The sequence below is a fragment of the Nonomuraea solani genome (assembly GCF_900108335.1).
Taxonomy (GTDB): domain Bacteria; phylum Actinomycetota; class Actinomycetes; order Streptosporangiales; family Streptosporangiaceae; genus Nonomuraea; species Nonomuraea solani.
This window is the reverse complement of the sequence record NZ_FNVT01000013.1, coordinates 293,230-306,823: the sequence shown is the minus strand read 5'-3', so window position 1 is coordinate 306,823 and position 13,594 is coordinate 293,230. Positions and strand designations below refer to the sequence as shown.

At 69.4% G+C, this 13,594-nt stretch carries 14 protein-coding genes; 11 read left to right on the top strand and 3 right to left on the bottom strand.

The annotated features are described in order from the left end of the window. Positions 1–9: 9 nt before the first annotated feature. The 11 genes from map to truA all read left to right on the top strand — a co-directional run bounded on the left by map (position 10) and on the right by truA (position 6,887). Positions 10–819 (top strand): type I methionyl aminopeptidase, encoded by an 810-nt coding sequence (gene map, locus C4V41_RS38230; RefSeq protein ID WP_103960871.1) that lies wholly within the window; start codon positions 10–12, stop codon positions 817–819. 15 nt (positions 820–834) lie between these two features. Then, positions 835–1,263 (top strand): DUF1707 SHOCT-like domain-containing protein, encoded by a 429-nt coding sequence (locus C4V41_RS38225; RefSeq protein WP_103960870.1) that lies wholly within the window; start codon positions 835–837, stop codon positions 1,261–1,263. A 102-nt stretch (positions 1,264–1,365) separates the two neighbouring features. After that, a complete protein-coding gene (locus tag C4V41_RS38220; RefSeq protein ID WP_103960869.1) occupies positions 1,366–1,779 on the top strand; it encodes a hypothetical protein in 414 nt (137 codons plus the stop codon). Positions 1,780–2,065: 286 nt separating this feature from the next. Then, positions 2,066–2,287, top strand: coding sequence for a translation initiation factor IF-1 (gene infA / locus C4V41_RS38215; RefSeq protein WP_012887858.1), 222 nt, complete (start codon positions 2,066–2,068; stop codon positions 2,285–2,287). Between the two features lie 88 nt (positions 2,288–2,375). Continuing rightward, on the top strand, positions 2,376–2,489 hold the full coding sequence (gene rpmJ, locus C4V41_RS38210; protein WP_003956441.1) for a 50S ribosomal protein L36: 114 nt from the start codon (positions 2,376–2,378) through the stop codon (positions 2,487–2,489). Between the two features lie 215 nt (positions 2,490–2,704). After that, entirely contained in the window at positions 2,705–3,085 is a 381-nt protein-coding gene (gene rpsM / locus C4V41_RS38205) for a 30S ribosomal protein S13 (protein WP_103960868.1), read from the top strand. Positions 3,086–3,130: 45 nt separating this feature from the next. Then, a complete protein-coding gene (gene rpsK, locus C4V41_RS38200) occupies positions 3,131–3,535 on the top strand; it encodes a 30S ribosomal protein S11 (protein WP_020542285.1) in 405 nt (134 codons plus the stop codon). Positions 3,536–3,552: 17 nt separating this feature from the next. Continuing rightward, the gene (rpsD, locus tag C4V41_RS38195) at positions 3,553–4,179 is read left to right on the top strand and encodes a 30S ribosomal protein S4 (RefSeq protein WP_103960867.1); all 627 of its coding nucleotides are present in this window, start codon (positions 3,553–3,555) and stop codon (positions 4,177–4,179) included. Between the two features lie 104 nt (positions 4,180–4,283). Continuing rightward, positions 4,284–5,300 (top strand): DNA-directed RNA polymerase subunit alpha, encoded by a 1,017-nt coding sequence (locus tag C4V41_RS38190; RefSeq protein WP_103960866.1) that lies wholly within the window; start codon positions 4,284–4,286, stop codon positions 5,298–5,300. Positions 5,301–5,393: 93 nt separating this feature from the next. Beyond that, positions 5,394–5,930 carry a 50S ribosomal protein L17 gene (gene rplQ / locus C4V41_RS38185; RefSeq protein WP_103960865.1) on the top strand — a complete coding sequence of 179 codons (537 nt, stop codon included), beginning with the start codon at positions 5,394–5,396 and terminating at the stop codon, positions 5,928–5,930. 75 nt (positions 5,931–6,005) lie between these two features. Then, entirely contained in the window at positions 6,006–6,887 is an 882-nt protein-coding gene (gene truA / locus C4V41_RS38180; RefSeq protein ID WP_103960864.1) for a tRNA pseudouridine(38-40) synthase TruA, read from the top strand. Here the strand turns inward: truA and C4V41_RS61040 are convergent. From C4V41_RS61040 to C4V41_RS38165, 3 genes are all read right to left on the bottom strand, one after another. Continuing rightward, positions 6,852–7,958 carry a hypothetical protein gene (locus C4V41_RS61040; RefSeq protein WP_146103943.1) on the bottom strand — a complete coding sequence of 369 codons (1,107 nt, stop codon included), beginning with the start codon at positions 7,956–7,958 and terminating at the stop codon, positions 6,852–6,854. The two genes, truA and C4V41_RS61040, sit on opposite strands and share 36 nt — an antisense overlap. Positions 7,959–10,293: 2,335 nt before the next feature. Next, positions 10,294–10,962 carry a hypothetical protein gene (locus C4V41_RS38170; RefSeq protein ID WP_103960862.1) on the bottom strand — a complete coding sequence of 223 codons (669 nt, stop codon included), beginning with the start codon at positions 10,960–10,962 and terminating at the stop codon, positions 10,294–10,296. Positions 10,963–12,792: 1,830 nt separating this feature from the next. Continuing rightward, positions 12,793–13,500, bottom strand: coding sequence for a CAP domain-containing protein (locus C4V41_RS38165; protein ID WP_160150525.1), 708 nt, complete (start codon positions 13,498–13,500; stop codon positions 12,793–12,795). Positions 13,501–13,594 lie beyond the last annotated feature (94 nt).

The following is a 13,594-nucleotide window of genomic DNA, read 5'->3' as shown; positions in this document are numbered from 1 at the left end:
GGGCAGAAGATGTTCAAACGCAACAGGCACGGCATCCAGATCAAGTCGCCGGAGCAGCTCGAGAAGATGCGCGCGGCGGGCCTGGTGGTCGGGCGCACGCTCGACCTGCTGAAGCGCTCGGTGCGGCCCGGCATGACGCCGCTCGACCTCGACGTCATCGCCGAGAAGGCGATCAGGGACGAGGGCGCGATCCCGTCGTTCAAGGGCTACCAGGGCTTCCCCGCGACCATCTGTGCGTCGGTGAACGACGAGGTGGTGCACGGCATCCCGAGCGACGCCCGCAAGCTGCGCGAGGGCGACATCATCTCCATCGACTGCGGCGCGATCCTGGAGGGCTGGCACGGCGACTCGGCCGTCACGGTCCCGGTCGGTGAGGTGGATCCCAAGCTGACCGAGCTGATGCGGATCACGGAGGAGTCGATGTGGCGCGGCATCGCCGCGCTGACGCCCGGCCGCCACCTGTCCGACATCGGCTACGAGGTGGAGCGGTACGTCAAGTCGCAGGGCCGCTTCGGCATCCCGCCCGAGTACGGTGGCCACGGCATCGGCACCGAGATGCACATGGACCCGTGGATCGCCAACCACGGCAAGCCCGGCAGGGGCCCGGTGCTCGAAGAGGGCATGTGCCTGGCCATCGAGCCCATGGTGAACCTCGGCACGGAGCGCACCCGCGTGCTGCCCGACGAGTGGACCGTGGTAACGATCGACGGCAAGCAGTCCGCACACTTCGAACACAGCGTCGCCGTGACACATAATGGTCCTTGGGTGCTCACCGCCCTCGATGGGGGCAAAGAGCGCCTGGCCCAACTGCAGAACTAGCCGGGAGTTGGTGGGATGGCGAACAGCCCCGAGATGCGTGCCTCCGACGCCGACCGCGATCGTGTCGCCGCCATCCTCCGCGAGCACACCGCGCAGGGCCGCATCACGATGGACGAGTTCAACGAGCGGCTGGAGCAGCTCTACAAGAGCAAGACCTACGGCGAGCTGGCCAAGTTAACGACCGACCTGCCCGACGTCGACCTGCGCAACCTGCCGGTCAAGGCGTCGGCCGCGGCTCCCGCCCAGCGGGGCATGCACTCCGGGATGAAGGCGGCCTGGAGCGCCTGGGCCGTGGCCAGCGGCATCAACTGGGTGATCTGGCTGATCGTGAGCCTCACCTCGGGCGACCTGATCTATCCCTGGCCGCTGTGGGTCATGGGCCCGTGGGGTGTGATTCTGCTGCTCAGCAGCATCTTCGGGAACGATCACTCTAAGCGATCGTAGATGTGTGTGCAGTAGTGCACTGTGTGCATTCGTGCGCAGAACGGATACGCCCGGATTCCTAACGTGAGTCGTGTCGGGAACACGAATCACGGAGGAAACCACATGCGCAAGGTCCTTGCAGCCGCCGCCCTCGCCGGCTCGTTCGCCCTCACCGGTCTCGCCGTGGCCCCGGCCGCGCAGGCGGCCACCAGCGCCACCAGCGCGACGCAGGCCACGAGCTCCATGGGGAACTGGGGCAAGTACTACTCGAGCAACAAGAAGGCCTACACCTACGGCAAGACCTGGAGCAAGGGCGGCAAGGTCTACACCCACTGGTACGGCAAGGAGTTCACGCCGAAGAAGGGCTACGTCTGGTTCCGCTACACGTTCAAGAACGGCGGCTCCGGCAAGCACTTCTACGCCTGGAACGGCTCGTACCACCACCAGTGGAGCCTCAAGGGGATCAAGAAGCTCTACACGTACACCTGCTGGGGCGGCAAGTTCAAGTACTGCGGTGGGCAGCACCGCATCTACTAGGAGCCCTCTCCACAGGAAGACCCGCCGGGACTCTCTCCCTTGGCGGGTCTTCCGCTGTGTGTCAGAGGATTGGTGGTGGGGGTGTAGACTCTTACGTGGTTGTGTCAGGACACCTGGCACGCGTTTCGCGTTTTTGGCTCAGGTGTCGTACACTCCTTAGTCGGCTCACTATGACTTGTCACGCGTCGGCGATCCTTATTGATCGTCGCTCTCTTCGAAGCGTGATGGTCGCGGCTGCGTAGTGAACCGGAGCCTCAGACGATCGATCAGTGAAACGCGAGGAATTTTGGCCAAAAAAGACGGCGCCATCGAGATCGAGGGCACTGTGGTCGAATCGCTCCCGAACGCCATGTTCCGGGTGCAGCTCGACAACGGCCATAAGGTCCTGGCCCACATCAGCGGACGGATGCGGATGCACTACATCCGAATTCTTCCTGACGACCGGGTAGTCGTTGAACTGAGCCCCTACGACCTCAGTCGTGGGCGGATCGTCTACCGATACAAGTAACGGCGAAATCCGCAGCGTAGCGAGGACATCGCGCCGTTAGGCAAGAGCTTCGCCCGCAAGGAAGCACGTCTGAGGAACACGAAGGACAATGAAGGTTAAGCCGAGCGTCAAGAAGATCTGCGACAAGTGCAAGGTGATCCGCCGGCACGGTCGCGTCATGGTGATCTGCGACAACCTGCGCCACAAGCAGCGCCAGGGCTAGTCGCCGCAAGGCCCTCCGAGTCCGCCCCGATCAGGGAGCGGGCTCGACGTATGAGGAGCCTGCACAAGTAGTCGCGTCTCACACTTGAGAAGGCGGGCCTCCGGGCCCGAACCACTTGGGAGACCCCCGGTCGGAGGCCGGGGCCCTCACCCCGGGCATTGGGGAGGGGTAGTGAGTCGCAAGACCTCCGCCACAACGAAGGAGAATGCCCGACCATGGCTCGCCTGGTTGGCGTCGACCTCCCCCGCGACAAGCGGCTGGAGATCGCTCTCACCTACATTTTCGGAATCGGCCGCACCCGCGCCCAGGAGGTCCTCGAGGCCACCGGCGTGAGCGGCGACCTCCGCGTGCACCAGCTCTCCGACACCGAGCTCGTCCCGATGCGTGACTACATCGAGGCGAACTTCAAGATCGAGGGTGACCTGCGCCGCGAGGTCCAGGCCGACATCCGTCGCAAGATCGAAATCGGTTGCTACCAGGGCATCAGGCACCGCAAGGGCCTGCCGGTCCACGGTCAGCGCACGCAGACCAACGCGCGCACCCGTAAGGGCAAGAAGAAGACCGTCGCCGGCAAGAAGAAGCCCGGTAAGAAGTAGTCCACGCAGCCGCGGGACCGAAGACCTCAGGAGTGAAGGCAAAGGATGCCTCCTAAGAGCCGCCAGGGCGCGCCCAAGAAGGTGCGCCGCAAGGAAAAGAAGAACGTCGCTCACGGGCACGCCCACATCAAGAGCACGTTCAACAACACGATCGTTTCGATCACCGACCCCAACGGGAACGTGATCTCCTGGGCCAGCGCCGGCCACGTGGGTTTCAAGGGCTCCCGTAAGTCCACCCCGTTCGCCGCTCAGATGGCCGCCGAGAATGCCGCGCGTCGCGCCATGGAGCACGGCATGCGCAAGGTCGACGTCTTCGTCAAGGGTCCCGGCTCCGGCCGTGAGACCGCGATCCGCTCGCTGCAGGCCACCGGCCTCGAAGTGGGTTCGATCCAGGACGTCACCCCGGTGCCGCACAACGGCTGCCGTCCGCCCAAGCGCCGCCGCGTCTGACCAGGAGATATTGAGAAATGGCTCGTTACACGGGCGCGGACTGCAAGCTCTGCCGTCGTGAGAAGACCAAGCTCTTCCTCAAGGGCAGCAAGTGCGAGTCCGCCAAGTGCCCCATCGAGATCCGTCCTTACCCCCCGGGTGAGCACGGCCGCGGACGTCCCAAGGAGTCCGAGTACCAGCTTCAGCTTCGTGAGAAGCAGAAGACCCGTCGCATCTACGGTGTCCTCGAGAAGCAGTTCCGCAACTACTACGAGGAGGCCGCGGGCAAGAGCGGCAAGTCGGGCGAGGTGCTGCTCCAGATCCTGGAGACCCGTCTCGACAACGTCGTCTTCCGCGCCGGTCTCGCTCAGTCGCGTGACGCCGCTCGCCAGCAGGTCCGCCACGGTCACATCACCGTGAACGGCCGCAAGGTCGACATCCCGTCGTACCGCGTTCGCGAGCACGACATCATCGAGGTCCGCGAGTCCAAGCGGAACCTCCTGCCCTACGAGGTGGCTCGCGCCACCGCCGGCGACCGCACCGTGCCCGCGTGGCTCGGCGTCGTGCCGGAGAAGCTCCGCGTCCTGGTTCACCAGCTGCCGGTTCGCCAGCAGATTGACACCCAGGTCCAGGAGCAGCTCATCGTCGAGTACTACTCGAAGTAAGTAGTAGCTCGTCCGGTCCGGGTGCGGAATGCCGTACCCGGACTAGGCTGTTTATCGGAGTGGCGTCATATAGCGGGCGTCACACGACAAGGGGAGACCCACACATGCTGATCGCTCAGCGTCCGACTCTTCTCGAAGAGTCGATCGACGACACCCGGTCCCGATTCGTCATCGAGCCGCTGGAGCCGGGCTTCGGCTACACCATCGGCAACTCGCTGCGCCGCACGCTGCTGTCGTCCATTCCGGGCGCGGCCGTGACGAGCATTCGCATCGAGGGCGTGCTGCACGAGTTCTCGACCGTTCCCGGGGTCAAGGAAGACGTCACCGACATCATCCTCAACCTCAAGGAACTGGTCGTCTCCTCCGAGCACGACGAGCCGGTCGTGATGTACCTGCGCAAGCAGGGCCCGGGTGAGGTCACCGCCGCCGACATCGCGCCGCCGGCCGGTGTCGAGGTGCACAACCCCGAGCTGCGCATCGCCACGCTCAACGGCAAGGCGAAGCTGGAGATGGAGCTGACCGTCGAGCGCGGTCGCGGTTACGTCTCCGCCGCGCAGAACAAGCAGCCCGGCCAGGAGATCGGTCGCATTCCGATCGACTCGATCTACTCCCCGGTGCTCAAGGTCACCTACAAGGTCGAGGCGACCCGAGTCGAGCAGCGCACCGACTTCGACCGTCTCATCCTCGATGTCGAGACCAAGCCGGCGATGAAGCCCCGCGACGCGGTGGCCTCCGCCGGTAAGACCCTCGTCGAGCTCTTCGGCCTGGCCCGCGAGCTCAACGTCGAGGCCGAGGGCATCGACATCGGCCCGTCGCCGACCGACGCCGCCCTGGCCGCCGATCTGGCGCTGCCGATCGAGGAGCTGAACCTGACCGTTCGCTCCTACAACTGCCTCAAGCGCGAGGGCATCCACACCGTGGGTGAGCTCGTGGCCCGCAGCGAGCAGGACCTTCTCGATATAAGGAATTTCGGCGCCAAGTCGATCGAAGAGGTCAAGCAGAAGCTGCACGAGATGTCGCTGGCGCTCAAGGACTCCCCGCCCGGGTTCGACCCGAGCGCGGTGGCCGGCGGCGGCTACGACGACGACGACAGCGCGTACGTCGAGACCGAGCAGTACTAATCCAGATAGCGCGGGCCCCCTTCCCGGGGGCCTGGCGGCCCGACCCCGGTACCTGGTACGGCCGGGGCGGGTGAACCTCCAAGGAGAGATGAAATGCCCAAGCCCACCAAGGGTGCACGTCTTGGCGGCAGCCCGGCGCACGAGCGGCTGATCCTGGCGAACCTCGCCACCGATCTGTTCCGCCACGGCAAGATCCGCACGACGGTCACGAAGGCCAAGCGCCTCCGTCCGCTGGCGGAGCGCCTGATCACCAAGGCGAAGAAGGGCGACATCCACAACCGTCGCCAGGTCCTGACCGTCGTTCGGGACAAGGGCGTCGTTCACCACCTCTTCACCGAGATCGCGGTGACGTTCGCCGAGCGTCCGGGTGGCTACACCCGCATCACCAAGATCGGCGCGCGTAAGGGTGACAACGCCCCCATGGCCGTCATCGAGCTGGTGACCGAGCCGCTGAACGCCGTCACGACCCGCCGCACCGAGGCTCCCGCCGCTGCCGCCGCTCCGGCGCCGGCCGCCGCTGAGGAGACCGAGGCGCCCGCGGCTTCCGCGGCTGAGGAGACCGAGGTGGAGGCCCCCGAGGCCGCCGCCGAGGAGACCCCCGCCGCTGAGGCGAAGAAGGACGAGGCCTGATCTTTCAGGCCGGCTGACGGGCCCGGATCCCCTGACGGGGGTCCGGGCCCGTTTCCATATCCAGGGAGGATCATCGTGGTACGGCTCCGCCTCGACCTCGGGTACGACGGCACCGACTTCTCCGGCTGGGCCAGGCAGCCTGGGCTGCGTACGGTCCAGGGCGAGATCGAGCAGGCGCTCGGGCGGATTCTGCGGCTCGGGGAGCCGGTCATGCTGACCGTGGCCGGGCGTACCGATGCCGGGGTGCACGCGCGGGGGCAGGTGGCTCACGTGGACGTGCCGGAGGAGTCGCTGGGGGAGCTCGACGGGAACCGGGGGCCTCTGGGCGTCGATGAGCGGCTCGCTGCGCTCGTGCGGCGGCTTGGGGGTGTCCTGCCCCTCGACGTACGGATTTATCGGGTTACGGTGGCTCCTGAGGGCTTTGACGCGCGATTCTCGGCGATGTTCCGGCGGTACGCGTACCGGGTGGGCGACGCGGCGGGAGGCGTCGACCCGCTGCGGCGGCGTGACGTGGTCTGGCACAACCGGCCCCTCGATCTGGGCGCGCTCAACGCGGCCGCCGCGCGGCTGCTCGGGGAGCACGACTTCGCGGCCTTCTGCAAGAAGCGCGAAGGGGCCACGACGATCAGGGAGTTGCAGCGGCTGGAGTGGGTACGTTCGCCGGACGGGGTGCTGGTGGCCACCGTTGTGGCGGACGCGTTCTGCCACTCGATGGTGCGCGCGCTGGTCGGCTCGCTGCTGGCCGCCGGTGATGGGCGGCGGCCGGTGGAGTGGCCCGGGGAGGTGCTGGCCAGGGCCGTACGCGACTCCGGTGTGCACGTGGCGCCCGCGCACGGGCTGTGCCTGGAAGAGGTGGGTTACCCGCCGGAGGCGGAACTCGCCGCGCGGGCCGTGGCCACGCGGCGAGTGCGTACCGCTGCGTCAGCCCTTGGTGATGCGGCGTTCGAGAACGAGTGAGGTCTGGTCCCGGAACGCGCCGCTGACCTTGGGCAACGTCTTGTCCTCCGCCTTCGGGGTGTGGCCGTCGGTGTGGGTGGCGTAGCTGAAGACGATGTAGCGGCCCCACACCAGGCCGGCCGCGTACCCGCCCGCAATGTGCACCCGCTCGCCACCCGAGCCGGCGGCGCCGGGGAGCGGGCGGAACCACACGTTGCGCGCCAGGTCCTTGGCCTGGTCGGCGGTGGCGGCGGCGTCCTTGTCGGGAAGCACGGCGATGCCCGTGGTGACGGCGTAGCGGCGCTTGGCGTCCACGTAGGTGGCGCGCAGGACACGGCTGCACTTCTGCGCCTTCAGCGCGTCGGCGAACGCGCCCATGGCGGCCTTGTCGCAGGTCGTCTCCATGTGGGCCTTGACCCGGGTGAACGTCGTGCCCTCCGCCGTCACCTTCTTCTTCGGGAACGCCTCCGACAGCGACAACTTCTGCGGGTCGGTCTGCTCGGAGTTGAGCATCGACGTTCCCGCCCCGTCTGTGGACGGAAGGGTGCTCGGCGCCTCCGTTCGCGCGGGGGCGGACGGGCGGGCGGCGGCCGTGGTGGGCTTGTTCACGGCCTGGTAGGCGAAGAAGCCACCGGTCGCCACGCCGGCCAGGGCCAGCGCGCCCAGCGTCACGAACAGAGCCCGTTTGCTCTTGCCCGGGGGGGCTGGGGGCGGGGGTGGGGTCTGGAACGGGGGTTGTTTGAACGCTCCAGGTGGGAAGGCCGGGCTACCTCCGGGGGGTGTGGGCAGGTTGAGCGAGGTCGTTGGCTTCTGGCCCCAAGTCTCTCTGGGGAACGGCAGCTCGGGCAGTTTGTCACCGGTCGGGGGGATGGGGGGCCAGACGGGTACGTCGCCTGGCTCCGGGGGGTGGGCGGATGGGTTGTGGTGCGGGTTCGCCGTGGCGTCCTGCTTGGCGTCGTGCTTGGCGGCGTCGGGGTCGAAGTAGTGGGCCGGTTGGGTGGCGTCTGGGGACTTCGCCGCTGGGCGGGTGATGTCCTCGTGGGTGAACGACTGGGGGTCGGCCTGATCGGGTACGGCGTGATCGGCCGCCACGGGGGCTGACAGGTGAGGGCCCTTGTGGTGCTCTGGGGCCTTCGGGGTTGGGGCGCCGCCAGTATCCCTTGGCTGGGTGTCTTTTGGCCGGATATCTCCCGGCAGGGTGTCTCCGGATTGGGCGTCACCGGGGTGGAAATCGCTGGGATGGGCGTTTCCTGGCTGGGGCGGACTTGACGCTGGGCCGCCGGACGCAGGGGCGCCGGACGGGAGGGCGTTGGGCTGGGACGGGTCCGACTGGGACCGGCCAGACAGGGCGGCGGCTATCGACGACGTGGTGCCTGACTGGGACGGAGCAGATGGGGCGGCGCTTGACGGCGTGGCGCCCGACTGCGGCGGACCTGACGTGGGCGCTCCGGGTGGGGGAGTGCCGGGAGCGGGTGAGCCCGGGGAGTCGCCGGCCGGGGTGGTGCCGGGTGCGGGCGGGCCTGAGAAGGCGCCGGCCGCATGAACTCCGGACGCGGGTGCGTTCGAGGAGATGGCGCCGGGAGGGAGTGTCCCGGGCGCGGCCTGCTGGGGGGCGCCGGCGTGGGGAGGGAGCGCGCCGGGTATGGCCTGCTGGGGGGCGTCGGCGTCGGGTGTGCCGGGTTGCGGCGCTTCGGGGCGGGTCAGTGCCCGGTTGGTGGCGTCGGCGTCGAAATGGTTGGTGGCGTCGGGGTTGAAGAAGGGCGCCGGGAGGGTGAAGCCCTCCGGGTTGGTGGCGTTCGGATCGAAGGGCGGGGGGAGGCTCGGCTCGTCGCTGTCCGGCTCGGCCTCCAGCTCACCCGTGGCGGCGGGCCAGGGCGGCATGGCATGCGGATCGGTGAGGGGCGCCGGCCACACGGGCATGCCTGCGGCGGCGGCAGTGAACGCCGGCGGCGGCTCCCACGACGGCGCACCAGGCACCACAGGCTCAACCGGCCACCGCCCCGGCTCCTCAGCCCCAGCCGACCAGCGACCGGGCTGGGACTCAGCCGACTGCTCGGACTCGGCTGACCAGGGGCCCGGCTCCTGGGGTGCAGCCGACCGCTCGGACTCAACCGGCCAACGACCTGGCTCCCCTTGTTCGGCCGGCCAGTGGGCTGGCTTCCCGGGCTCGATCGGCAAGCGGCTCGGCTCCCCTTGTTCGGCCGGCCAGTGGCCCGGCTCCCCGGGCTCGATCGGCAAGCGGCTCGGCTCCTCGCGTTCGGCCGACCAGCGGCTCGGCTCCCCGGGCTCGGCCGGCCAGCGGCCCGGCTCCTCGGAGTTGGCCGACCAGCGGTCCTGCTCCTGGGGGCCGGTCGGCCAGTGGCTTGGCTCGTCGGTCCCGGCGGACCAGTGACTCGGCTGTTCGGGGCCGACCGGCCAGCGGCCTGAGGACTGTTCGGGGTCGGTTGGCCGACGGCCGGGGGTCTCGGGCTGGTCCCAGGGGCTTGGGCCGTGAGTTCGTCCGGGCAGCGGACCGGGCTCGAACGGCCCCGGTTGCTCGTTCTGGGCGCGCCCCGACTGCGGTGGCAGGGCGTCGTGGAGGCGGCCGGGGCGGGTCTGGTCGGGCTGTGACGGGTCGGCGTCGCCGGGAGCGCCGGGCCGGGTTCGGTCGGGGTGCCAGGGGTTGGCCTCGTGGAGGTGACCGGGCCGGGTTTGGTCGGCGTGCGATGGCCCGGTGTCGTGGAGACCTGGTCGTGGTAGCTCGGGCCGCGATGGGTCGGTGAGGCCGGGACCGTCGGCCTGAGTTCGGTCGCGGAGCCATGGGCTGGCGTCGTGGAGGTGGCCCGGCCGGGTTGCGTCCGGTTCGGGGGAGCCGGCGCCGTGGAGGTCGGCCGGTCGGGGGGAGTCGACGGCGTGGAGGTCGGCGGCGTGGAGGTGGGCCGGGCGGGTTTGGTCGGGCTGTGACAGGCCCGGGGTGTTGCGGATGGGGTGGGGGTTGTTGCTGTGGGGGTGGGTTGAGGGGGTGTGGGGTGGGTTGGTGCTGGGGGAATGGCCGGGGTCCGTGTGGGCGTCGTCGGCGAACCAGTCGTAGGGGGCGGCCTCGTCGGCCGGGACCTCCCATGGCTGGGCGCCGGGCGGCTCCGTCGGGTCGGGGAGATCGGGTGGCGATCCCTGGAAAATGGGAATGGCAGGGCGCGGCTCGGCGTCCGCTGCCTCATCGGAAAGGGGGTACGCCGGTGGAACGTCTCGCCCGCTGGTCTGGCCGAAGCTCGGCGGTGGCGTCGCGGGAGTAGCCGAGCGGTCGGCTTCCCTGCGATCGTGCTCAGACCCGGGTTCCTGGCCACGCATAGCTGGAGCCTAGCGAGAGTAGCGAGATCGTTATGTCGGTATGGGCGTTCCCAGAGGCAACAGCCGAGCTCTTTGGCCCCATAAGCCACACAAAGCCGTTTTAGCTCGCGGGGTTTCCGGTGAGCGAACGGTTGTCCAGAGCCGTGAACACGGTCGCCTTGGTGATGTCGTTGATGGCTTCGGCGATCCGCTTCGAGCCCTTCGAGTCGGGTTTCGTGCCGTCCTTGTTCTGGAACCAGACCAAGATGGCGAAGTGGCCATACGTGGACACCCTGGCGCCACCACTGCCCGAGCCGAGGAACTTGGTGACGGTGTCCTTGCCCGCCAGCGGCTTGACGTAGTTCTTGGTGTTGCCCGCCTTGGCCACCTTGCTGGCGTTCTTGCCGGTGCTGAGGTTGGCCACGCCGACCGTACCGATGACCTTGCCGGCCTTGTCACGGAAGCTGGCGCGCAGGAACTGGTTGCACTTGGCGGACTTGAGCGCCTTCTGCAGGGTGTCCCCGAGGGCGCCGTCGTTGCACTTCTTGTCCTTGCTGGTGATCGTCATCTCGTACGAGCGGCCCGACACCGTGAACTTCTTCTTCTTGCCGAAGACCTCCTTGACCGTGATCGGTTCGGGGTCGGTGCTGCGGTTGGTGGCGAAGCCGAACTTGCCGGGCGGGACCGACGGCAGCGGGGCCGAGGTCTGGCGCGGGGTCTCGGTCTCGGCGGTGACGGGCGGGTCGGCGTTCCACATCAGGGCCAGACCGCCGCCGAGCAGGCCGAGCACCAGGACACCGCCGAGCGCGAACCACAGCGGGGCGCGCGAGCGGGAATCCTCGTCGTAGGGGCTCCAGCCGACTCTGCTCTGGGGGGCGGCCGTCTTCTGTGACTCCGCCTTTTCCGCCTTCTTGGCCTTCCGGCCTCCGGACTTCTCGCCGCCCGGCTGGTCGGCATCCGACTTGTCGGCGCCCGCCTTCTTGCCGTCCGGCTTCAGGGGGTCGTCGTCGGCGTCCCGGTCCTTGCGGCCACGGCGGCCCTTACGGCCCGAGGGAGGCTCGTCACCGGACGGTCCACCACCGGGTCCTCCGGGTCCGCCGGGTGGCGGTCCGCTGCCGGGCGCGTTGCCGAAAGATCCACCTGCGAAGGGGTCACCCCTGAAGGGATCGCCGCCGGAGGGACCTGGGCCACCGGAAGGACCTCGGCCGCCCGAGGGGCCTCCGCCGGCTCGGCCTCCGCCGGACGGGCCGCCAAAGGGGTCGTCACCGCCGGACCGCCTTCTGCCAGGTCGCCCTCCATCGGACGGGCCACCGCCGAAGAAGCCGCCGCCATCGGAGGGACCTCCCCCGGATGGGCCGCCGCTGGAGGGGCCACCGGGGCCACCACCGGAAGGGCCTCCGCCGGAGGGGCCGCCGGGGCCGCCGCCTGGTCGGCCTCTGCCGGGTGGGCCGCCAAAGGGGTCGTCTCCGCCAGGTCGCCCTCCGCCGGACGGGCCGCCGAAGAAGTTGCCGCCACCGGAGTTGTCACCGGAAGGGCCTTCACCGGACCGACGTCCGCCGGATGGACCGCTGAAGGGGTCGCCCCCGTCGGACGGGCCACCGCCTGGTCGTCCTCTGCCAGCCGGGCCGCCGCCGTTGGGTGGGCCACCGAAAGAGTCGCCCCGGGGCGCGCCGCCGCCGAAGAAGTCGCCGCCGTTGGGCGGCCCGTCGAAGGGGTCGCGTCCGCCAGGTCGGCCGTCGCCGATCGGAGCGCCTAGGGGGATGCTTCCGCCAGGCCGGTTTCTGCCGGCCGGGCTGCCGAGGGGGTCGTTGAGCGGGTCGCCGCCGGAGGGGCTGCCGCCGTTGGATGGGCCGCTCAGGGGGTCGCCTCCGCCGCGTCGGTTTCCGCCGGTGGGGCCGCCGAGTGGGTCGCTGCCGAAGGAGCCGCCGTCGTTGGGCGGGTCGTTGAAGGGGTCGCTCCCGCCAGGTCGGTTTCCGCCGATCGGGGCGCCGCCGCTGGGCGTGCCGCCAAAGGGATCGCTCCCACCGCGTCGGTTTCCGCGGGTCGGGCTGCCGAGGGGGTCGTTGAGCGGGTCGCCGCCGGAGGGGCTGCCGAAGGAGCCGCCGTCGTTGGATGGGCCGCTCAGGGGGTCGCTTCCGCCGCGTCGGCCTCTGCCGGTTGGGCCGCCGAGTGGGTCGGTGAGCGGGTCGCTACCGAAGGAGCCGCCGTTGTTGGGCGAGTCATCGAAGGGGTTGCTCCCGCCGCGTCGGCTTCCGCCGGTCGGGCCGCCGAGGGGGTCGGTGAGCGGGTCGCCGCCGGAGAGACCTCTGCCGGAGGGGCCGTCGAAGGGGTCGCCGCCAGACGGGTCGCCAGATGGGCCGTCAGACGGGTCGCCGAACGGGCCGCTGGGCGGGTCGTCGGCAGGGGTGTTGAAGGAGTCGCCGCTGAAGAAGCCGCCCCCGTTAGGAGTGCCTCCCGCGGCAGGTGAGGGCCCTGCGGGCCGGAAAGCGCTGCCTGGCTCCCGCGGGCCGCCGCCCATCCCATAGGGAGCGCCGCCCGTACCTGGTGGGGCGCCGCCCTTGCCGTTCTCGCGTTCGTCATGGCCGTTGGAAACCATGCGGCGACATTACCGTGATGTTCGTCATTGGGTTCCGAAGTCCTGTGTCCACCATGGTCCGCCGGGGCCGGACGCGACGCCCACGCCGATGGCCTTCAGGCGGCAGTTCAGGATGTTCTTGCGGTGGTCGCGGCTGTCCATCCAGCCGCGTACGGCCTCTTCAGGCGTGTTGTACCCGGCACCGATGTTCTCGGCGGCGCCGAAGAGGTAGCCGGCCCGTTCCATGCGATCCCAAGGAGAAGAGCCGTCTGGGGAGTTGTGGGCGAGTTGCCCGGTACGGGCCATCTCCAGCGAATGTGTACGAGCCGACCGCGTAAGCCCATCGTTCACCCTCAGCGGCCCGCACCCGTACCTGGCCCGCGCGGCGTTGGTCAGCGAGACGACCCGGGACCCCAGCCCCGCGAGCACCTGCACCCCGGAGTCGACGCCCTGCTCGTCGCCGAGCACCACCGAAGGGTCGTCCTGCGTGTTGAAGCCGGGAATCTGGTCCCGCGGCGTCTTGGACGGCGTGGGCGCGGCCGAGCCGTGCGGCACCTTCCTGGTGGTGATCCCCCGCGGAATCCGCTCGGCCTGCGGCTGCACCCGCTGCTTGGTGGTCGGCGCGGGGTTGGCCGTGGCGGCCGCCGGTGGGGCCGTTTCGTTGAGGTAGACGTGGCGGGCGGGTTCGGCGTCGCCGGCGAGCCGGCCGATCAGTACGCCGGTGAACAGCACCGCCATGAGGCAGGTCAGCACACCCAGGCGACTCCGGCGCCGAGGGCCACGCTGGTTTTGCCGGGTGTGAGAGTTCTGCCACATACCGACACCAACGATAGGGATGTCTGGTCCT